Below are 22,201 nucleotides of genomic sequence, written 5' to 3'. Positions count from 1 at the left end.
TCAAAAGTGTAGATACAAAGAATCCCGAGGCTGACCAGCCCCGGGATTTTCTTTGTACTGACGAAGGGTTTAATATCAGAATATCCTAGTTATTGAATCCTCTCCCGCCACCCGGCATGCGGTCGCCGCCACCCGGAAAGCCCGTTCCGCCATCGAAATCGCGCCGTCTGTAATTGCTGTCGTTCGAAGGCATTTTACCAAAGTTTCGCAGGGTGTAAGTGAATGTGAGCATGGCGTATTGCGTCAGGACCCGGTTGGTAACGTCCTGCACATAAGTCTCGGTCACGTTGCGGCTGATGCTGTTATTCTGTTTGAGAATATCGAAGACGGTCAGTTTTAATTCACCTGCATTGTTTTTAAGGAACTTCTTGCCCACGCTCGCATTCCACAATGTGAAGTTCTGATTGTAACCCGCACCCAATCCGCGATAAGACTGATTGCTGATATCGCTTTGTAAAACAAAACCTTTCCCGAAAATCCAGTTCACCTTGCCGGTGAGGCTCTGCGTGTAATAATTGTTGTTCAGATTAGGTTGAATACTGTTGCGAACCACATTATAGTTGCCGGAATAGGCTACAGTAAAGTCGAGTTTATCGCTGATGTTGCTGCTGACAACAAGCCCTTGTGAAACTGCATACGTATTCGAGAAGTTGGGCACATTGTTGATCAAGCCCGGCGACCGGAGGTAATTGAACCCGGTGGTAAGGTTCAGGTTCAGTTTTAATGGCGCTACTGGTTTCCCGTATGTGAAAAACGACCGTGCATTCCAGCTTCCATCGACGTTGATCGGCGAGGTTAGTTTCGCACCTCTTTCCAGCACAATACCATTAGGCAACGTGGTGGGCTCCTGCGCGATGAATGTCGAGTTTACAATCGCATTGTTGGTCTGCGTCACAAAAAGCATGGCATTGAAGCTGTAAGGCCGTTTGGCACCCGCCAGCGAGTAGCGGAAACTCAGCATGTTCCGGTATTCCTGTTTCAGGTCGGGGTTACCGGCTGTCAGCGATAATGGATTGCTGTTATCCACGACGTTCTGCAACTGCGAGATCGAGGGCTGGTTTGTTGAACTTCGGAAAAAGGCGCGGAATTGTGTGCCGGTTTTGGAACGGTAGTTTACCATCAGGTTTGGTAAAAAGTTGGTAAATGACTGATCCACCTTGTTGTTGACCGGTGCAAGTTGCTGGCTATACAATCCGGTATTCTGGAAATCGACACCCAAATTGGCAGACCAGCTGTTCTTCCGGTAACGATAGCCAAGCCCGGCGCGGTTGGTAATGTAACGATTATCAAAATTGTTAGTCAGCAATGAATCCAGATCCGAGTAGGTACCCTGGTCATAGCTCATATTGTAGGTATCCTTGTTGGAATTGCTGTTGCTGATCGTCAATCCGTAATTGAACTGCAACTGCCCGGTGGTGCTGATGGGTTCGGTATAAACCAGATTGCCTCCTAATGTCAGTCCATCGGAATGGGTAAAGCTACGTTGGTCGATCGTGTCACCGCGCATGGCTGTGTCGGGTAATGTGAGATTATCGAAATAAATGTTCCGGGAATACAGGTCACGACGCCCGTTTTTGTCATTTACCTGTGTGTTGAAGTTAAATGAGATCGTGCGGCCTTTTTTCTCAAATGCGTGGCGGAACAAGAGGTCGTTAGAAAAGTTATAACCCTTGTTCATATTGGCCGAACTGTTGTCCGAGCTGTTGATATTGCTGCCATCAGTAACCAATGTCGTCAACCCCGCCTTTACGCTACCCGAGTGGTTATCCTGAAAACTCAGTCGAGGCGTGATTATCAATGAATTTTTCGGGTCGATGTTATATTCGACACGGAAATTTAGTCTGTGATTCGAGTTCGTGGTGCTGGTCCGGCTGTTTTCGTTGTAGAGCTGGTCCCCTGCCCCGCCTTGTGAAAAATACTGCTGGGCAGTCGACTGGACATTTGTATTGCTGGTCCTGTTAAAGAAATAGCTTCCCGAGATGTCGATCTTCTTGCCGATCTTGTTGGCATAATTCAGACCGAAGGAATTTGTTCCGGTTATCCCGCTTTGGTTACCCACCAGGAAGTTGCCCGCTGACCCGCCCCCGCCACGGTTGCCACCGCCGCCTCCACCGGAAACTCCGAGCAGATCCTGGCTCGAAAAGTTCTGGATATTGATATTATTGCTAAGTCCGATTACCGATATACGCTGATTACCTTTAAAAAAACTCACATTGCCGCCGGCCTGATAGCGGTCATCCAAACCATAACCTGCGAATACCTTTCCAAACTGCCCCATTCTCTTGTCGGCCTTGGTTACGATGTTGATCGTTTTCTGTGCGCTGCCGTCATCGAAGCCCGTAAATTGGGCCTGGTCGCTGAGTTTGTCAAATACTTCTATTTTATCGACTACTTCTGCTGGCAGCGATTTCAATGTCAATGCCGCGTCGTCGCCAAAAAATGGCTTGCCATCCACCAGTACCCGGTTAACGGTTTCCCCGTGAGCAGTCACAGTCCCATTGGTAACGGTAATGCCCGGCATTTTTTGAATAAGGTCTTCCGAAGTAGCATCCGGGTTTGTTTTGAATGCCGCTGCATTAAACTGGGTGGTATCACCTTTTTGCTCCATAGCCGTTACCTGACCTACCACCTTCACTTCTTTCAAATTGGCTACGGATTCGGTCAGCGTGATCATGCCCAGATCCTGGACATCCTTATTGACCGTAACGAGCTGCGTAAAATCCTTGTAGCTTAGATAGGATACTTTTACCAGGTACGTAACCTGTTTAGTCAGTCCTGCAAAAGTAAATTTGCCATTGACATCCGTCGTCACATACTCCGGTTTGGCATCGGGGGTGTTCCGGCTAACAGCCACGTAGGCACCCACAACTGCCTCCCGGCTCACGCTGTCGAGCACGGTACCGGTGATCTGCGCATTTTGCGCCTGGGTGAATGCCGGGGCGATGAAACCGGCGAGCAGGAGGACGAAGAATGTAATTCTGTTCATGACATGTAAAGGTTTATTGCAGGTTAGAGCTCCCTTGCTTACCAAAGTTTAATGCCCTTCGGCAACAAACCCTTACAATCGACAGATTCCGATGTATTTATAGATCAATCCCTGAAATTTACCGACGAAAATCTCCGTCGGCCGGGATTACCCCAGCCATTCCCCCAACAAACCTTTGTAGCTGGCCAGGAATCTCGCATATGCTTTTTCCAATTGAGGTAGTGCTTCAGCCAGTGTACTTGTATCATCCGATTTTAGTCTCCATTCGGCATCACGCGCAATTTCAGCTACCTGAGATACGCCCACAGTCCCCCCGCTTCCCTTCAACGTATGCAGATTGCTCTTGACCGTCTTGATATCTCCGTTCCGATAGGCTTCCAATGCTCCTTCTACCAGTTCGGTGGCTTCACTTACAAAATCGTCAAACACCGACCAGACCAGGTCTGCCCCGCCGATGCCGGCCAGCTGATCGATAATTTCCTTATCCAGTACCGGCAACATCGCTTCCTGCGCGATTTCTTTTTGTATCTGTTCAAGCTTACGGTTTTCCATATTCCCCATCAGCTCCTTTACTTTCTGAACAAGCGTTTGGGCGCGGATTGGTTTTGCGATATAGTCGTCCATCCCCTGGCTCATGAAGCGGTCACGGTCCTCCTTCATCGAATAAGCGGTCATGGCGACAATGGGTGCTAAACCTTTTGCATACCGCTTTTTCAGCTCCTGGGAAGTCTCCACCCCATCCATATCGGGCATCTGGATATCCATGAAGATAATATCATAGCCTTTCCGCCCGGACCTATACCTGGTTTCCACCATTTCAATGGCCTTAAATCCACTTTCGGCCAGATCGACCTCGCAACCCGATTTTTTCAGGATTTCATTCGCCACTTTACGGTTTACCGCATTGTCGTCTACCAGCAGTATCAATGGATGATAGTCACTGAACACGTCCTCTATCGGCGTTTCCTCCATGAGGGTAACCGTACTGACCTGCGCAATGGAGGTTTCCTTCGTTTCGAATGTAAACCAGAAAGTACTTCCCTCCCCGAGTGTCGACTCCACCCCGATTTCGCCGTTCATCAATGCGCAAAGCTGTTTGGAAATTGCCAAGCCAAGGCCGGTACCTCCAAATGACTTGCGGGACGAGTTATCGAGCTGTGTAAAAGAAGTAAACAGGATCTGCCGGTCGGTGGCACTGATCCCAATACCTGAATCCTGCACATCGACCTTGATTTTATGAAACAACCCATCCTTTTTCACCAGAGTCAGGAATACTTTCACCGCTCCGTTCTCCGTGAATTTCAATGCATTGGAAGTCAGATTGGAAAGTATCTGCAGTAGCCTGGTCTGATCCGCTATGATGAATTTCGGAATATCCGGCGCAATATGATAGCTGAGTGTATTGCCCTTGCTCTTCGCGGTTTGTCCGAACAGGGACACGAGTTTGAGCAGCAACTCCTCCACAGAAATCGGCGCCTCGTGCAGTTCCATTTTACCTGCCTCGATTTTCGAAAGATCCAGAATGTCGTTCAGAATATTGAGCAACGTTTCCGAAGAACGCTTAATCGTCAGTACATAATCCTTTTGTTCAACATTCAACGGCGTTTCACCGAGCAGGTCGATCATCCCGATCACCCCGTTCATAGGCGTCCGGATCTCGTGGCTCATATTAGCCAGGAACCCCTCTTTCACCTTCAATGAGCGCTCTGCATGCTCCTTGGCTTTCAGCAATTCCAGTTCATTGCGTTTCAGCTCGGTGATGTCGCGTGCAAGTACAGCCACCTCGGTGGGTTTACCCTTATCGTTGGTGAACATGAGCATATTGATCATGAACTGGCGCTCCGTACCGTCCTTGCGGTACATCGTAATCTCGAAGTTCCGGAGGCTCTTGGTCTTCCTAAGCCTTATCAATGCCGAATGGATACGCTTTTTGTCCGGGAAAAATTCCGTGATTTTGTGCCCGATCACATCCTCGGGCAGGTACCCCAGGCGTTTTAGCACCGATTGGCTGATCATCGTAATCTCTCCCGCCCGGTTGATCCGGCAATAAATATCCTGCAAGTTCTCGAAAATCCCCCTGAAAAGCTCTTCACTATGTCTCAATGACAGTTCTGCTTCCTTTCGCCGCGTGATGTCCCTTGCAATACCCGACACCTCTTCGATGACCCCATCCGCGTAGTGAATGGGGTTAAGGTAAAATTCAAGCCACATCTCCCCCGAATCCTTCCTATCGATTTTGAACTCGAAATATTGCGGTTCTCCGCGCAAAGCCTGCCGGTATTTGGTTTCCAAAGTACGCCGGTTGCTGTTACCCACCATCCGCCATCCGAATTTCTCGGCACTGACCTGGAGTGTAGGCCTGACACCAAGCTGGTTATGAATCAGATCGGCATAATTTCTATTGAATGACGTGAGTTGCAGCGATTTATTTACCGACCAGATCAAATGTGAGCTGCTGTCAAAAATTGCGTTCAGACGTGCCAGGTATTTGCTGAGCTCTTCCTCGTTTTGCTTGCGCGCGATCGCCATTGCTACCTGCCCAGAAATGAATTCCAGAAGTTCCAGGTCACGGGTATCGAACATGTTGGGGTCGTCATAGGACTTGACCCCGATAATGCCCGTCACCCGGTCGCCTATACGCAGGGGTACACAAAGCAGTAATTTCGGCGTGACACCGTAGAGGTAGAGGCTGTTCGTCTTAGCGAGCTGTTCGATGTTTTCGTCGGAAAGGAACAGCGGCTTGTTGGAAGCAATGGCATATTCAGTAAGGCCGTTTCCCAGCTTTCGCTTAGTAAAACGCACATTTCCCCTGAAATACTGGTCTACATAATACGGAAAGTAGATATAGCTCTTGCTGGGATCGTACAGGGCAATGAAAAAGTTCTTCACATCGATGATCTTACCCAGCTCTTCATGAATTCCCTGGTAAAATTCGTCCAGATTCTGCGTATTAACCGTCCAGTTGGCAATGCTGTAATACAGGTTCTGCGCCTTCTCCGCCCTGATTTTCTCTGTAAAATCATTCAGAATACAGCGGAATGCAGTCGGTTTACCATTATCGAACCGGCAATTGACACTTCCTGCTACGAAAACCTTTTTACCCTCTCTGCTTAAAAACACCGCCTCAAAACTCGGGTTGGCAATACCCTGCTCGATCAGTTTCAATTGTTCGAGCGCCTGTTCGCGATGCTGCGGATGCAGAATATCTTCCATGCGCATCGATGCGATTTCATCGAGTCCGTAGCCCAGCACTTCCCGCCATGCCTTGTTGACGAAAATGAACTTACCGTCGACAGCGACCAGCTGTATAAGGTCGCTCGTGTTGTCGACCAGATCCTGTAACTGCGAATTCGACTTCGCGATAGCAGATTCCATTCGCCGTCGACGGGTAATATCATCTCCGACAAGGGTAACGCATTCCACCTCGTCATTTTCCTGGTGCATCAGCACCGAATTGATCGAGAATGTCCGTAGTGTTCCCTTCTGCGCGAGAAACGGGACCTCGCGTTGTTCCAGCTTACGTTTTCCCTGAATACCCTCTTCGAGCATCTGCCTTACCTCATGTTCCTCTTCTTTGGGAATAAGCTTGTCGAAAATGCTGAAACCCACCAGGTCCGTCTCATGCCAACCCGTTTTCATGAGCGCGTGCGGGCTTACGCTGCGTATGGTAAAGTCGGGAGAAAAGGTAATCCCGATCAGGTTTAAATGCTGAAGTGTGTGGTGAATAGTCTGCCAGTCGGTTTGGGATAAAATCAGTTCCATAGGTCCCGTACAATCGCACTTTTAAGGTTCCTTCCAATTCTTTATTCGATAAATCTACGAATTAAGACGTAATTTTGGCTTGTGAAAATGAATTATAAAAAACCGGATACCTCCAAAGTACGGGCCAAAAAGCATTTAGGTCAGCACTTTCTGAAAGATTTAAACATTGCCCAGCGTATCGTGGACGGGCTATCCGGTCATGGCGGTTACGACCGCGTTCTGGAAATAGGACCCGGTATGGGTGTATTGACCCAATATCTGCTTCCCAAGGCAAATTATGCTACCTATGTGATCGAAATCGATACCGAATCGGTAGCCTATCTTGAAAAACATTACCCCGACCTGGCCCCACGCATTATCTCGGGAGATTTCCTCAAATTGAATCCCGATGATTACCTTCCGGGCTCCTTTGCGATCATCGGAAATTTCCCATACAACATCTCTTCCCAGATATTCTTTCGGGCACTGGAGATACGTGACCGCATTCCGGAAATCGTCTGTATGCTGCAAAAGGAGGTAGCCCAACGTATCGCTTCCCCTCCGGGCAATAAGGACTACGGCATTCTCAGCGTATTGCTTCAGGCATTTTATGATATAGACTACCTCGTTTCGGTCCCTCCCGGCGCATTTGATCCCCCTCCAAAGGTACAATCCGGAGTGATCAGGCTCCGACGGAATCAGGTAGCAGCGCTGGAATGCGACGAGAAATTGTTTTTCAGAGTAGTTAAAACGGCATTCAACCAGCGACGGAAGACGTTGAGAAATGCATTAAAACCGGTAGGCGAAATACCGGACCATCCGCTTCTCGACAAACGTGCCGAACAATTGAACGTTCAGGACTTCGTTACGTTGACATTACTTGCGCAAAATTCGCAAGGGCCGAACTAAACCCACTTTGACCGAGTATATTGATGAAGCTATAAGCATTTCGCCAATCGCTAAAAGCTAATTTCCGATGACGTTCGAATTAACCCAGCTATACGTAGATCATATACAGGAACTGATTGAGAAAGAGGACTCTGCGGCCATCCGGTCGGAAATGGAGAATCTTTTTCCGGCAGATATTACCAGCCTGCTTTCCGAGCTGGAAACAGGAAGTGCGAAATTTCTGATCAGTCAGCTCAATATCGAAACCGGTGCCGCCATCCTGGCAGATATGGATCCGGGCGAACGCCGTGATTTTCTGAAAGCCTTTACTTCGGAGGAGATCTCTAAGTTTGTCAACCTGTTTGACTCCGATGATGCAGTGGACTTACTCAACGAGCAGCCCATACGGGTGCGTGAGGAAGTAATCGCATTGCTAGAAGACCGGGAACAAGCCCGCTTCATCCTCGACCTCCTTCACTACGACGAAGATGTGGCAGGTGGTCTGATGCAGAAAGAGCTTGTCAAAGCCAATGTAAACTGGACCGTCAACCAATGCATTGAAGAGCTTCGCAAACAAGCCGAAGATGTTGGCAAAGTGTATGCTGTGTATGTTGTCGACGACTTCGGAAAGCTGCTCGGTCTGCTGTCATTGAAGAAAATCGTGCTGGCCCACAAGAATACGAAGATCGAAAGCCTTTACGACAAAGATGTGATTTTTGTGGAAACCTATCGCCCTGCCGAAGAAGTGGCCGAACTGATGAGGCGTTATGACCTGGACGCATTGCCAGTCGTGAACGTGCAGGGAAAGCTTTTGGGGCGCATTACAATCGATGACGTGGTAGACGTGATCACCGATCAGGCCAGTTCCGATACGTTAGCGATGGCCGGTATCACCGGTGATGTAGAAGAAGATGACAGTATCTGGCAGCAAACAAAGGCTCGTTTACCCTGGCTGCTCGTAGGTATGATGGGGGGTATTCTTGCAGCGAAATTCATCAGCTTTTTTGAGGGCGACCTTAAAATCATCCCGGCTATGGCCGCATTTATCCCAATTATCGGTTCGACAGGCGGGAATGTAGGCATCCAAACATCCTCCATTATCCTGCAGGGTTTAGCCGACAAGACCGGCCTCGACACGTCGCTCGGCCAACGGTTGATTAGAATGTTTGCCGTCGCATCTATCAACGGATTGATTATCAGCGCCATTGTTTTTGGATTCAATATGCTGATCGGGAATGACCTGCAACTGGCGCTGGTCGTTTCAACTGCATTGATGTCCGTTGTATTCCTGGCATCGTTCATGGGCACCCTTACTCCCATACTGCTTGAAAAGATCGGCATTAATCCGGCAGTAGCATCCGGGCCGTTTATCACCACGGCCAATGACCTGATCGGTTATGGCGTCTATTTCGGGTTGGCTCATTTACTTCTGAGGTTGTGATGACAATCAGCCGCTAGCATTCACTCAGGCTGATCGGGATGTTGACAGCGAGGCCGCCTTCCGAAGTCTCTTTATACCGGTTGTTCATATCCAATGCCGTCTCCCACATGGTTTTCACCACATTATCCAGAGAGACTTTCGCATTCTCAGGATTGCTTTGCAAGGCAAGCTGTGCTGCGGTAATGGCTTTAATCGCGCCCATCGTGTTTCTTTCGATGCAAGGAATTTGTACCAGTCCGCCCACGGGGTCGCATGTAAGGCCCAGGTGATGTTCCATCGCGATTTCCGCAGCCATCAGGCATTGTTCCACCGACCCTCCCGATACCTGGGCGAGACCAGCAGCAGCCATAGCCGACGAAACACCTATTTCAGCCTGACAGCCGCCCATAGCAGCCGATAATGTGGCTCCTTTTTTAAAAATGCTGCCAACTTCCCCAGCGGTTAACAGAAACTGGAAAATGTCCTCGTTATTCCCTCCGCAAAACGTAATGTGAAATTGCAGGACCGCGGGAATCACGCCGGCTGCACCGTTGGTGGGTGCCGTAACAACCCTGTTATATGAAGCATTCTGCTCGTTCACCGCCAATGCAAAGCAACTGACCCAGTCGAGTGTGTAATTAAATCCCGACCCGCTGCTGCGGATCAGCTCGACCCATTCGTCACAGCCTGCACATGTACACCCTTTGAGTAGCTTTTCATTCAATGCGGCTGCACGGCGTTGTACGTTGAGTCCGCCCGGCAATACACCTTTATGCTGCGACCCCTGAAAGATACAATCCCGCATGACGCCCCAGATATTCATCAGATCGTTCCGGACCACTGCTTCGTCACGCCATATCTTCTCGTTGTCTAAAACAATTTCCCAAATAGGCTTTCCCGTGAGGCGATGCCACCTAAGCAGATCCGAAGCATGGTCTACCGGATATGGAATCTCCGGACGTTCGGTAGCGGTAGGAGATTCATTTTTTTCCTGTACCACGAAACCTCCGCCTATCGAGTAATAAGTTTCCGAAACATCTCCGAGAGATGCGCAGTGTGCAACGAAAGTCAGTCCATTGGGATGGAATGGCAGGGACTCAGCCTTATTGAAAACGACATCAGTTTTAGGATTGAAATGGATGCGCATTTCGCCATGGAGCAACGTGGATTCCTGTGTAGCGATGTCGTTCAGAATGCGGTCGATAGAGCTTGTTTCGATCGTAACCGGGTCGTACCCGCTTAATCCCAGGATGACGGCGATATCGGTGCCGTGCCCTTTACCTGTTTTGGCCAACGACCCAAAGAGGTGCACCTTGACGGCCTGAACCTCACCCAGCACTCCACGCGCTTTAACGGAGTCCAGAAACTGCTGCGCGGCACGCCAGGGCCCCAGCGTATGCGAACTCGACGGGCCAATGCCTATTTTAAAGATGTCAAAAACTGAAATACGTTCTTCTGTCATTGAAATGGCGTGGGTTAGAAATACTCCTGGATGCAAGGTACAATCGTTCCGTGAGCTGCACTACATTCACGACACCACTTTTTATTCAATAGCTTTGGCAGGCTTTAGAGTATGTTCGGTGATTACCCGTATTTTTGAAGCCTTCAATAGAATCGACCTATTTAACTTATGATTGCAGTAGTCCAACGCGTCAGCAGCGCTTCCGTTACTATTGACGGGCAAATCCGGGGAGAAATCAAAGCCGGCTTCATGGTACTTTTAGGCATCACCCATTTGGATACCGACGAAGACATTGATTGGCTTGGAAGGAAAATCATAGGCCTGCGTGTTTTCAACGACGACCAGGAAAAAATGAACCTGGATTTAAAAACCGTTGCGGGGGACATCCTTTTGATCAGCCAGTTTACTCTTCATGCCAGTACGAAAAAGGGCAACCGACCTTCATTTATCGAAGCAGCAAAACCGGACATCGCCATCCCCCTTTATGAGAAAATGATAGGATTTCTGGGTAAAGAACTTGGTAAGCCCATTCAATGCGGAGAGTTCGGAGCCGATATGAAAGTGTCCTTGTTCAACGACGGCCCGGTAACCATCATCATCGATTCCAAAAACAGGATCTGAAAGAAGAAAATTCATTCATTGGCTATTCCACAGCATCTCATTCACCATCAAAACATGTCTATACAGGAAGCACAGGACCAGGTTGATCATTGGATCAAGACATATGGAGTCAGATACTTTTCTGAGCTCACTAACATGACCATCCTCACCGAAGAAGTGGGAGAACTGGCACGCATTATGGCACGTACCTACGGGGACCAGTCATTCAAAAAATCAGATATGGGGAAGGATCTCGGAGACGAGATGGCGGACGTGCTTTGGGTACTCATCTGCCTGGCAAACCAGACCGGCGTGAATCTCACGGAAGCTTTTGAAAAGAACATGGCCAAGAAAACCGACCGTGATAAAGACCGTCACAAACAGAATATCAAATTACAATAGAACTGCCTTAAACAGAACAAGCCCGGAAACCCGGGCCTGCTCTGTTATCTATTTTCCGAAATGATAATATTACATATCCAATAGCAAACGCATCGGATCTTCCAGAAGCTGCTTCAAGCGAACCAGGAAGCTTACCGAGTCTTTACCATCAATGGTACGGTGGTCGTACGACAATGCAACGTACATAATCGGCCGAACCACGATCTGTCCATCCACCACCACCGCGCGCTCCACGATATTGTGCATACCCAGAATAGCCGACTGGGGCGCATTGATGATCGGTGTCGAAAGCATTGAACCGAACGTACCGCCATTCGTGATCGTAAATGTACCGCCTGACATTTCATCCAGACCCAGTTTACCGTCACGCGCACGAACCGCCAAACGAACGATCTCTTTCTCGATCGCTGCAAACGACAGTGTTTCCGCATTACGGATCACAGGCACCACCAATCCGCGTGGGGTAGACACCGCGACAGAGATATCGGCAAAATCGTTGTAAACCAGTTCTTCACCGTCTATATAGGCATTGATAACCGGGAAGTCCTTCAATGCTACGGTTACCGCTTTCACAAAGAATGACATGAAACCCAGGCCAACCTCGTGTTTCTCTTTAAATTTATCTTTGAATTTGGAGCGCAAATCCATTACCGGCTTCATATCCACTTCGTTGAAAGTGGTCAGCATCGCCGTTTCATTCTTCACTGCTACCAGGCGGCGTGCGATGGTCTTGCGCAACGACGACATTTTCTCGCGACGCGATCCACGTGCACCAGCCGATGCGGGAGCAGCCGGAGCAGCCGGCTTAGCAGGTGCCGACGCAGGTTGCGCAGGAGCAGCCGCTTTTTCCGCCTTCAATGCGTCGTCTTTCATGATTTTACCCCCAGATCCGGAACCGTTCACATCCTTCGGATCGATTCCCTTTTCAGCCAGGATTTTGGCAGCCACCGGTGATGCGTGCTTTTCGCTATACGCTTTTTCAGCGGATGTACCGGCGGCCGGAGTAGTTACCTGCGGTGCTGGCTGCGCAACGGCAGAAGCCCCGGCTCCCTGTTCGATTGTGCAAATCAATGCGCCGATTGAAAGTGTTTCTCCTTCTTTTCCTACAATTCTTAAAGTACCAGCCGCTTCCGCAGGGAGTTCGAATGTTGCCTTATCAGATTCCAGTTCGCAAAGGATTTCATCTACTTCTACATGATCACCGTCCTTTTTGCTCCAAGAAGCAATCGTAACCTCGGTAATAGACTCTCCTACTGCGGGAACTTTCATCTCATAAGATTTACCAGCTACGGCTTGCTCAACTGCTTTTGGCTGAGCTGGCGCAGGGGCACTTTCAGCTGGTGCTGCCGATGCCGCTGGAGCTGCTGCTTCCGCTTTCGGAGCTGTTTCTTTGGGAGCAACCCCATTCGCAGCTTCTATTGTTGCAATCAGATCGCCGATGTTCAGGGTATCACCTTCTTGTGCTTTGATGTGCAAAACCCCTTCTGCTTCCGCCGTCAGTTCAAATGTAGCCTTATCGGAATCAAGCCCACAGATAACCTCATCCATCTTCACAAAATCGCCATCATTTTTGAACCAGTTTCCTATCGTAACCTCTGTAATCGACTCGCCAACGGGCGGTACTTTTATTTCAATTTCAGCCATTTTATGTGCAATCTTGTTATCGAATTAAGTCAAAAATTATAGGAACAATCATTCAAAAGCTCTGTTGATAATCTCCGCCTGCTCCTTGGTATGGATTTTCGAGAAACCTGTCGACGGAGAAGCGCTGGACTCGCGGGCAATCACCTGCAAAGGTTTGGCACCCTTGTACATGCGAAGCATGAATGTCCAACCGCCCATATTGAAAGGTTCTTCCTGTACCCAAAATACCTTCGCGTTCGAATATTTGCTCAAATGAGCGTCAATTTGCGTCTGAGGAAATGGATGCATTTGCTCCAAACGGATGATGGCTACATCGTCGCGCTTGTCCGCCTGCTGCTTCTCAAACAGTTCATAATACAACTTTCCAGTACAGAGCAGCACTTTTTTCACCTTCTTCGGATCTGCATAAGTATCCCCGATTGTTTCCTGGAATGAGCCGTTTACAAGGCTATCGACCGGAGACACGCAAAGCGGATGTCTCAACATCGACTTCGGTGACATGACGATCAATGGCTTCCGGAATGGGAACTTCAACTGTCTGCGCAACAAATGGAAGAAGTTGGCCGGTGTAGTTACATTGGCAACGATAATGTTGTAGTTGGCCGAAAGTTGCAGATATCGTTCAGGACGTGCATTGGAATGCTCTGGCCCCTGCCCTTCATAGCCATGTGGCAACAACATCACCAGACCGGTCCAGCGATCCCATTTGGTTTCGCTCGACGTTACAAACTGATCGATAATAACCTGCGTGCCATTGGCAAAATCGCCAAACTGCGCTTCCCATATTACCAATGCATTGGGATTGGCCATAGAATAACCAAATTCAAAACCCAGAACTCCGTACTCCGAAAGCAGGGAGTTGTAGATCATAAATTGCCCCTGCCCTTCCTGAATATGTTGCAGGCTATTGTAAGGGGCATTGGTTTCCACATCCCGCAACACCGCGTGACGGTGCGAGAATGTACCACGCTGAACATCCTGACCGCTTAAACGGACAATATTTCCTTCGGTAAGAATCGAGCCGTAAGCCAGCAATTCCGCTGTCGCCCAGTTAACCTCTTTTTTGTCAAAGATCATCTGCTCGCGATCCTTGAGCAGTTTATCGATCTGTTTTAATCTGCTGAAATTTTCAGGGGTACTGATGAGTGCTTTGCCAATTTTTTCCAGTACTTCCAACGGCACACCGGTTTCCGGCGATTTCTCAAAATCCTCCGGTTTCGATTTCCGAAGACTGTGCCATTCCTGTTCCAGTTTAGGCATCGAGTAAGGTAATGCCTTTTGCTTCACCATATCCAGACGCTCCTGCAACAGCTGCTTGAACTCCTTATCCATGTTTGCAGCCAGTTGCGCATCTACATCACCACGTTCCGCAAGTGTCTGCTGATAGATTTCGCGTGGGTTCTGGTGGTTCTCAATCGATTTGTATAAAACCGGCTGGGTAAATTTCGGTTCGTCAGCCTCATTATGTCCATGACGGCGGTAACAAACCATATCAATGAAAATGTCCTTATTGAACTTCTGACGGTACTCTACTGCAAGGCGCATGCAGAACACCACCGCCTCGGGGTCGTCTCCATTAACATGCAGCACCGGCGCATCCACGATCTTCGCGATATCCGTACAATAAATAGATGAACGCGCATCAACGAAGTCGGTTGTAAAACCTACCTGGTTGTTGATCACGAAGTGAATGGTTCCACCGGTATAATAGCCGTTCAATGCCGACATCTGGGTTACTTCATACACAATTCCCTGTCCTGCAACAGCCGCATCGCCATGGATAAGTACAGGAAGTACCCGATCGTAGTCGCTGTCGTACATGCCGTCGGCCCGCGCGCGGATATAACCTTCCACCACCGGGTTTACCGCTTCGAGGTGTGAGGGATTCGGTGCCAGTTTCAGGTGTACTTTATTGCCATCTTTGGTTGTGATCTGGCTCGCAAAACCCATATGGTATTTCACGTCGCCATCACCCCAAACCTGGTCGGGCAGGTTTCCTTCAAACTCGTTGAAGATCTGGCCGTAAGTTTTCTGCATAATATTGGCAAGCACATTCAAACGACCGCGGTGAGCCATTCCGATCATGACTTCAACCACTCCCATTTCTGCCGCCTTGTTGATCATTGCATCCAGTGCAGGGATCGTTGTTTCGCCTCCTTCGAGGGAGAAACGTTTTTGTCCAAGATATTTCGTGTGAAGGAAGTTTTCGAAAACAACCGCCTCGTTCAGTTTCGAAAGAATGTGCTTCTTCTCGTCGATCGAGAAAGACATCGTCAATGCTTCTTTCTCTATTTTCTTACGCAACCAGCTTTTTTGCTCGCGATCGCGGATATATAAGTATTCGAAACCAATATTGCTTGCGTAGATGGTTTTCAATGCATCAACGATCTCACGCAATGTAGCCGGACGATCAAAGACCTCCACACCAGCTTCAAAAACGGTATCGAGGTCGTCCGGGCCCAGGTTAAAATCAGCGATGTCGAGTTGCGGACGGCGGTCCTTTCTCTTCTGAATGGGGTTGGTCGTGGCCAGCAAATGGCCTCTTGACCTATAACCACGGATCAGGTGAACTACCTCCATTTCCTTACGGATACGGGCGGGATCCGTTTTACCAACTACCGCTGCTTCCTTACCGTTGGCTGCACCGTTGGCACGTCCGTTACCGTTAATAGGGTATTTTTGATAAAAGTCGTAACCTTCAAAGAATTTTTGCCAGCCTTCGTCTACAGAAGCTGCATCTTGCTTATAGGAATTGTACAATTCTTCAATATAAGCGGCGTCGGAATTTGCTATATAGGTGTATTTATCCATCACAAAAGTGAGTATTTCATTTACGGCACAAAGGTACAAGAGTTATGTAAAGATTACGAATAAAAATATCCTTTTAAGTCAACCTAAAAAACGATTTGGAATGGATCCTGACATCAATATTTCTGAAATCCTTTGGGATTCGGAATAAATTTTAACATGAGTTCGTGAATCCCTTTTGGCCCGGAATAAGACGAATAAATCTGTTCTGCCTGCCTCGTGCTATAAAAATATCCGAGACGAACGTTCCTTCCGACCTGAACCTCAGCGGTTAACTGCAAATAATCCACTTTCGCGGAAACAGAATTATAACCTCCTCCAACCCGGTACGAAGCGCCTATCCCTACCTTTTTATTGAACCAGAATCTCGAACCGAAGTCAGCGCGCAGCTTGTGGTCTTTTTCCTGTATGAACAGTACATGGGGCAACATCATCACCTGCTCACTCAGGTCGTAACTTCCACCTGCCATGACATAAAGTGGACGTCGGTAAAGACTACCCACCGCCTGGTCACCGAACTCCTGCGAAAGCACCTCCGGTTTCGAAATCCCGAAGTACAGATTGTCTGAACGTAGCCAAGCCCCCAGTCCGAAACTACCCAATGCCCGGTTGTTGGCGATAAAAGTTCCGTCCGAAACCGGTAATACATTAATTCCGCCTTGTGCACCCAAACCGAGCTTCCAGGTATCAGATATACCCAAATGAAATGCGAAAGACCCGACAACGGCCGTAGTGGTAAAATAGCTGGTTTGGTCGTTCAGCGCCTGGAACCCCACACCAAATTTCCCGTTCGAGAAAGTACCGTCAGCAGCGAAAGTCTGACTGGAAGGTGAATTCGGGATATTAAACCATTTCCGACGGAATATCGCCGTCATATTGAAATCCTCTCGTACACCTGTAAAACCGGGATTGATAGCCATCGGATTCTGAACGTATTGTTCGTACAATACTTCTCTTTGTGCAAAAGCTGTTTGCAAGGAAGAGCAAATCAGTAACGCCGAAAGGCAGGCTTTCCCCAAAAGATAATTTGTATTTATAGAAAACATCGGCACTAAATTGGTTAACCGGAAACAAAAATGGCAGGAGAGTCGATCTCTTGCCATCTTTATAACTCCCGGATTGGTCGTTTATACTGCTTGATTTAATCAAAAATCGTAACCCAATGTTACGTAAGGGATTGGTTTGTTGGTATAACCGTTGTCCACACCCCAGGCGTAATCAAATTTGGCATAAAAGCCGAAGAGCGTTGTTCTCACCCCTGCTCCGTAACCCATCAGATAAGGATTCTTGTAATTCGTAACTGTCGCCCGGAAAGGGTCGTCCTCGCTTCCGATGATCTGTGTATTCAAGCTGTTGTTCTCACTGAATGGCCCTTTGCCGGTCCAGGCTGTTCCAATATCACCAAAACCAACGATCTGGAAGTTGCGCAGGAAACTCGACGTAATGGCGCCGCGGTAGAGATACTTAACCAGCGGAATGCGCAATTCGGCATTTAATAACATGTAGCTCGTTCCCGAAAGCCTGTTCAGCCTGAATCCACGAAGATTGGTCGCAAAATCGGCAAAGAAAATATCCCGGTTATCGCGTTGGAAGTTGAGCGGATTTTCGCCGGTGCGGTTTTCTTTCTTGTTCCCCAGCCAGTTTTCCATACCGCCGAGAATATTCTGTTTCGGCGCCTTTCCACCCGAATGGCTGGCAGCTGCTCTCACGGCAAAGATCAGGTCACGATGGATTTTCTGGTAGTGACGGAAGTCAAGGCTTACCCGATTGAAGCTTTCATTTCCGTTAGTCATTCCCTGATAGAGATCATAACGGATCTTAAAGCGTGTTCCTTCCATCATGTTCATGCCATTGACACGGGTGTTATCAAATACAAATTCACTCCTCAAACCACCATAGTTGGAAGACAGGTCAGGATTCGGCAGCAGCACGTCGATCATCCTGGTGGATGTGAACATCGGTGATACCGACAAGCGGCTTGTCGTAGAGAATGGATACGAAGCCGTGAACATCAACTGATTGAAACGGTATTTTTGAATCAGTCCCTCGGAGTCATTGTAAAGTGTTCTCCGGTCGATCCTCAGACCAAAGTCGACCCGGTACGTATTGTTGTTGTATTCAGCAAAAAGGTCGCTGTTCCTGAAATTCGATGAGATGAAAAGCCCCGCCTTGATGACGTGATTTTCCAGCAGGTCGTTCATCGAAATGGATTGTGCATAACCAAATCCCCGGATCGGGTCAATGCGCCAATCGGAACTTGCGTCGTTGGTAATGAACAGGCCTTTATAGTTATACGGGCCTTTGATCGCAATATTCTCCCGCGTAGCCTTGGTGCGCGACAAAGCGCCGGGCGTTGTCGGGAAATTGCCTCTGTTTCTCTTGGATTCGAATGCTTTCAGAACATCCTCATCGAATTCATAATTATCGGTATCTACTTCCCCTTCCTTCAAAGCCAGCTTTGGTGCTTGTTCCGCCTGAGAGGTTCCCTTCGTCACCGAGTCGGTCTTGGTAGTAGTCGCAGCGGCGTTGCCGTTGGCCGGATTTCCCGCACTCGCTATGCTCAATGAAGGGGGATTCACAGTCGCATTCAGATCGAACCCGTTTTTAAATGCAGCCGTGTAATAGCCGTCATTCAAATAAGTATATGCCAACGCTCCGCCGCCTGTTTTCAGGTTCACATCCGCATTCCGGATATTCTGTATATAGTTGGTTAGCTGAGAACTTGTTTGAGAAGCCCGGTTATACTTGTACAGATTGTTAACGCCTTTTGCATTCGACAGGTACACCACGTCACTCTCATCGGCATAAACAGCTGTAACTTTGGTCTTCCCTTCGGACGGAACAAGTTTCACTATATTCTCGGACTTGGGAGCTCCGTCATGTTCAAAGATGGTATAGGAGGCCGCGATGGATTTGTAGCTTCCCTTATCACCTGTTCCCAATGAATCAACAGGGCGATTGGATGAAAACACCACTCTTCTGGAAGAACCCTGAATAAATCTCGGCGAGAGATCATCGTAGAGATCGCTGGTGAGCGGCAACGCCGAAGCCCGTGCAACACTGATCAGGAACAGATCATTCTGCCCGGCCTTATCAGCACTGACGGCAAGCATGGTACCATCGTGGGAGACATCCATGTCCACGATCTGGTCTAGCCCCCGGATGTTGCGTTTTAGTTTGATTCTGATTTTTTTGGTACCCAGGTTTTCATACATGTACAGGTTCTTCTTGTCATTTTCAGACGCGAGTATCGTCAGCACATTGTTTCTGGACCAACCCAGCAACGGCGGCTGTGTCTTCATTCTGCCACCGATGATGTCCAGCTTACCCTGGCGGATCACTTTTTTCGAACCCGTCTCGCTGTCGAAAAGGTATACCCGGTAGCGTCCGTTCTTGATCTCGCTGACGGCAGTAAACTTCTTATCAGGAGAAATTTTGATGACAGCACTCGCGTCGGTAACGCTGAATTCGTTCAGCTTATATTTCCAAGTCGGATTGGGGTCGCTGTAAAACTGCTCTGCATTCTTGCTCTGGTTCAGGTAGTAAGCACGCCAGTCGCGCAGAAATCGGTTGTATGATTGAACCCCCAGCGTACTGGTGATACTGGTTTGCTCCGTACGGATAATGCGGGTCAGGTTCAATATATCAGAAATTTTGTCCTTCCCGTAACGTTCCGCGATGTAGTTCCAGATCGAATGCCCGATCAGCGTGGCATCGTCACCGGTCATAAGCGTTGGTTTGCGCACATTGCGGTTTTTGAAGAAGTCACGCATATAGTCGTTCAGTTCCGGCGACCAGCCTTCGGCAATGTAAGCGGCAGTGCCGGACATAAACCATTCCGGCAGGGTAAGCAGCAAGGAGCTCTGCAAAGCTTCCTTCATATTACCGCCATATAGCATATCATAGACGAACAACAGGCTGATGTCCCGCACAAGCTTTTTCCGGAAGCCGATCTGGTCCCCGGTGTAGGCCACCTCTACGCGAGATTGGGAAAGATCCAGCTTTTGCTCATTGAGGTTATCCAGCACCGATAACCCCATATTGCTCTGTTCGAGCTCCGCAGGCGAGTTATAAAGGAAGATTTTGACACGGTTGTAAGGCGTCCATCCCAATATGTCTGTGATTTTATCAAACTCGCTTTCCGCATATTGGGCCGTCAGCTTGGCCAATGCAGTACCACCCTGGTAGTGGTAAATCTCGAAGTTCGTGGTCCGGAATATCTTCCAGTTAAACTTCTTATACTGGACCCGGTTTTTTCCAAAAGTCTCCTGAGAAGGATAGCGTTGTGCTATTGACTCTGTAAATAATCCTAAAACCGCTAATAGACCGATCGAAAAGGTTAATTTGTATATATGTCTTATGCTCATAGTGCTAAGGCTGACTTCAACGGAAATATAACGAAAAATACCTTTTTATATTCACTAGCGGGTTCAATTCTTTACCCTCGGTAAGGTGGTCACAAAACTCTTTTGCCAGAAAAGGAGCGAGCGTGACACCCTTCGTACCTAACCCATTGAAAATAGCTACATTAGAAAATTCCGGATGAATGCCGATCAAGGGTCTTCGGTCCCGGACGGACGGACGTATACCGGCAACGGCACCTTTTAATTCGTATGAAAATTTCAATAATCCCTTCATTTTTGCTTCCAGCTCCTCTGTCGCCTCAGCTGTCGCTTCCCAGTTTAAAGGATCCCAGGAGTATGTCGCTCCTACTTTCATCCTATTTTCAGACACCGGCAATGCGAATATACCCTGATTAATGATGTACGGTTTGAGTGGAACGTTTGTAGAGATTTCCAGGATTTGTCCTTTTACTGGCGCAAATGGAAGCCAATCGAAAAAATCGTTTTCCAAAGCCATAAATCCCTGACAAAAAATCACTGCCCGAAACCGCTTACCGCGCCACCCGATCCATTCTGCATTCCTGTCCAGCTCGGAAGCGTCGAAAGTTGCCTCTGTATACAGACCTGCACTTTCAAAATAGATCCGGCTCGCGTCGAGCAATGCGGGCAGATCGATCCAGCCAGCCTGTACTACCTCCAGACCACCGAAATTTGCATGGACATAAGATAACTCCGCAGCAGGGTCTTGTGCCTTAGAGATATAGGGGCTGATTCCGGGATCCGCTGTTTGTGCCAGGTAGGTATTCTGTTCCTCAATGGACCTGAAAGGTCTGTAGATAGCCGCTTCATGCACCAGTTGGCAATGCAGCCTATCCTCTAATTCTTTGTAAAAGGACTTCGCATACGGAAACAGATCATCCGCAAGCCAGGTTTTGACAAGCTTTTTTCCCGTCAACGGATTGAAAATACCTGCTGCCACGCGGGAGGATGAAGGCAGTGACGCGTCACCGACGACCAGGACTTTTTTCCCGAGGTTATGCAGATGCCAGGCCATGGATGTACCGGCAATGCCCTGCCCAATGATCAGATAATCGTAATCGGATTGCAGCATATCAGGCTTTGGCAGCGGCCCTTCTGAGTGACAGTCCGATCTGCTCGTCGGCAAGCCGTACAACCAGCTCCACCTGTTCGTCCAGGGTCATCAACGAATTGTCTATATAAACAGCATCTGCCGCCTGCATCAGCGGGCTTTCTGCACGATGGGTATCAATGTGGTCGCGCATTCTGAGATTTTCGAGTATTTCTTCCAAACCTACTATATCGCCCTTTTCCATTAATTCCAGTTGCCTCCTTTGTGCGCGGATCAGCGGATCAGCTGTCATAAAAATTTTGAGTTCGGCCTGCGGGAAAACGACTGTACCGATATCCCTTCCATCCATTACTATCCCTTTGGTTTTGCCCATACGCTGCTGCTGCGCCACCAGCGCATGCCGTACACCGGCAATCGCACTGACTTCGCTCACCATTTCCGAAACGTACATTTTGCGGATCTCTTCCTCCACATTGAGTCCGTTTAAATAGGTATCATTCCGACCAAGCTCAGGATGGCGCCGAAAGGTAATTTGAATCTGCCCCAGGACATTTTCGACCTCTTTAGGGTTGGTCAGGCTGATGTGGTTTTGGATAAAATACAGTGTCACAGCCCGGTACATTGCGCCGGTATCTATATAGGGATAATTCAGTTGCTTGGCAACCAGTTTCGCAGTCGTGCTCTTGCCGCAACTGGAGTAACCGTCGATGGCAACGATAATTTTGGGCATATTATAACAATGTAGTTCTGGCAGACCGTAAAACTACCAATTTACAAATCAGGAAATGATCGGATTGATCTTCGCAAAAATAGGGAA

Annotated in this window: 13 protein-coding genes; 4 read left to right on the top strand and 9 right to left on the bottom strand. The window is 48.5% G+C overall.

Features of this window, described 5'->3' with window-relative positions; translation table 11 throughout:
- Positions 1-85: 85 nt before the first annotated feature.
- Complete coding sequence (locus BP71_RS24370; RefSeq protein ID WP_496384106.1) at positions 86-2,986, bottom strand: outer membrane beta-barrel protein; 2,901 nt, start codon at positions 2,984-2,986, stop codon at positions 86-88.
- Between the two features lie 147 nt (positions 2,987-3,133).
- Positions 3,134-6,748: a PAS domain S-box protein gene (locus BP71_RS24365; RefSeq protein ID WP_496384104.1), complete on the bottom strand. Its 3,615-nt coding sequence runs from the start codon at positions 6,746-6,748 to the stop codon at positions 3,134-3,136.
- Between the two features lie 87 nt (positions 6,749-6,835).
- Between BP71_RS24365 and rsmA the strand changes: the two genes are divergently transcribed.
- Positions 6,836-7,636: a 16S rRNA (adenine(1518)-N(6)/adenine(1519)-N(6))-dimethyltransferase RsmA gene (gene rsmA / locus BP71_RS24360; protein WP_496384102.1), complete on the top strand. Its 801-nt coding sequence runs from the start codon at positions 6,836-6,838 to the stop codon at positions 7,634-7,636.
- Between the two features lie 67 nt (positions 7,637-7,703).
- Positions 7,704-9,056, top strand: coding sequence for a magnesium transporter (gene mgtE, locus BP71_RS24355; RefSeq protein WP_496384100.1), 1,353 nt, complete (start codon positions 7,704-7,706; stop codon positions 9,054-9,056).
- 13 nt (positions 9,057-9,069) lie between these two features.
- On the opposite strand, the gene BP71_RS24350 is transcribed toward mgtE, so the two are convergent.
- Positions 9,070-10,497 carry an L-serine ammonia-lyase gene (locus BP71_RS24350; RefSeq protein ID WP_496384098.1) on the bottom strand — a complete coding sequence of 476 codons (1,428 nt, stop codon included), beginning with the start codon at positions 10,495-10,497 and terminating at the stop codon, positions 9,070-9,072.
- A 168-nt stretch (positions 10,498-10,665) separates the two neighbouring features.
- Here BP71_RS24350 and dtd point away from each other — a divergent pair, with 168 nt between their 5' ends.
- Both dtd and BP71_RS24340 read left to right on the top strand, forming a co-directional pair.
- On the top strand, positions 10,666-11,118 hold the full coding sequence (gene dtd / locus BP71_RS24345) for a D-aminoacyl-tRNA deacylase (protein WP_496384096.1): 453 nt from the start codon (positions 10,666-10,668) through the stop codon (positions 11,116-11,118).
- Positions 11,119-11,172: 54 nt separating this feature from the next.
- The gene (locus tag BP71_RS24340; protein WP_496384094.1) at positions 11,173-11,499 is read left to right on the top strand and encodes a nucleotide pyrophosphohydrolase; all 327 of its coding nucleotides are present in this window, start codon (positions 11,173-11,175) and stop codon (positions 11,497-11,499) included.
- Between the two features lie 69 nt (positions 11,500-11,568).
- Here BP71_RS24340 and odhB read toward each other — a convergent pair whose 3' ends face one another.
- The 6 genes from odhB to cmk all read right to left on the bottom strand — a co-directional run bounded on the left by odhB (position 11,569) and on the right by cmk (position 22,114).
- A complete protein-coding gene (gene odhB / locus BP71_RS24335) occupies positions 11,569-13,143 on the bottom strand; it encodes a 2-oxoglutarate dehydrogenase complex dihydrolipoyllysine-residue succinyltransferase (protein ID WP_496384092.1) in 1,575 nt (524 codons plus the stop codon).
- Positions 13,144-13,191: 48 nt separating this feature from the next.
- On the bottom strand, positions 13,192-15,954 hold the full coding sequence (locus BP71_RS24330) for a 2-oxoglutarate dehydrogenase E1 component (RefSeq protein WP_496384090.1): 2,763 nt from the start codon (positions 15,952-15,954) through the stop codon (positions 13,192-13,194).
- Between the two features lie 113 nt (positions 15,955-16,067).
- On the bottom strand, positions 16,068-16,997 hold the full coding sequence (locus BP71_RS24325) for a PorP/SprF family type IX secretion system membrane protein (protein WP_496384088.1): 930 nt from the start codon (positions 16,995-16,997) through the stop codon (positions 16,068-16,070).
- 99 nt (positions 16,998-17,096) lie between these two features.
- Positions 17,097-20,318 carry a hypothetical protein gene (locus BP71_RS24320; RefSeq protein ID WP_496384086.1) on the bottom strand — a complete coding sequence of 1,074 codons (3,222 nt, stop codon included), beginning with the start codon at positions 20,316-20,318 and terminating at the stop codon, positions 17,097-17,099.
- Positions 20,319-20,334: 16 nt separating this feature from the next.
- Positions 20,335-21,405, bottom strand: a complete 1,071-nt coding sequence (locus BP71_RS24315; protein ID WP_496384084.1) for an NAD(P)/FAD-dependent oxidoreductase — start codon at positions 21,403-21,405, stop codon at positions 20,335-20,337.
- A 1-nt stretch (position 21,406) separates the two neighbouring features.
- Positions 21,407-22,114: a (d)CMP kinase gene (cmk, locus tag BP71_RS24310; RefSeq protein WP_496384082.1), complete on the bottom strand. Its 708-nt coding sequence runs from the start codon at positions 22,112-22,114 to the stop codon at positions 21,407-21,409.
- Positions 22,115-22,201 lie beyond the last annotated feature (87 nt).

The sequence above is a fragment of the Dyadobacter ginsengisoli DSM 21015 genome, from assembly GCF_059568735.1.
Note: the sequence above shows the minus strand (reverse complement) of the source record. Positions and strands in the feature narration are given on the sequence as shown.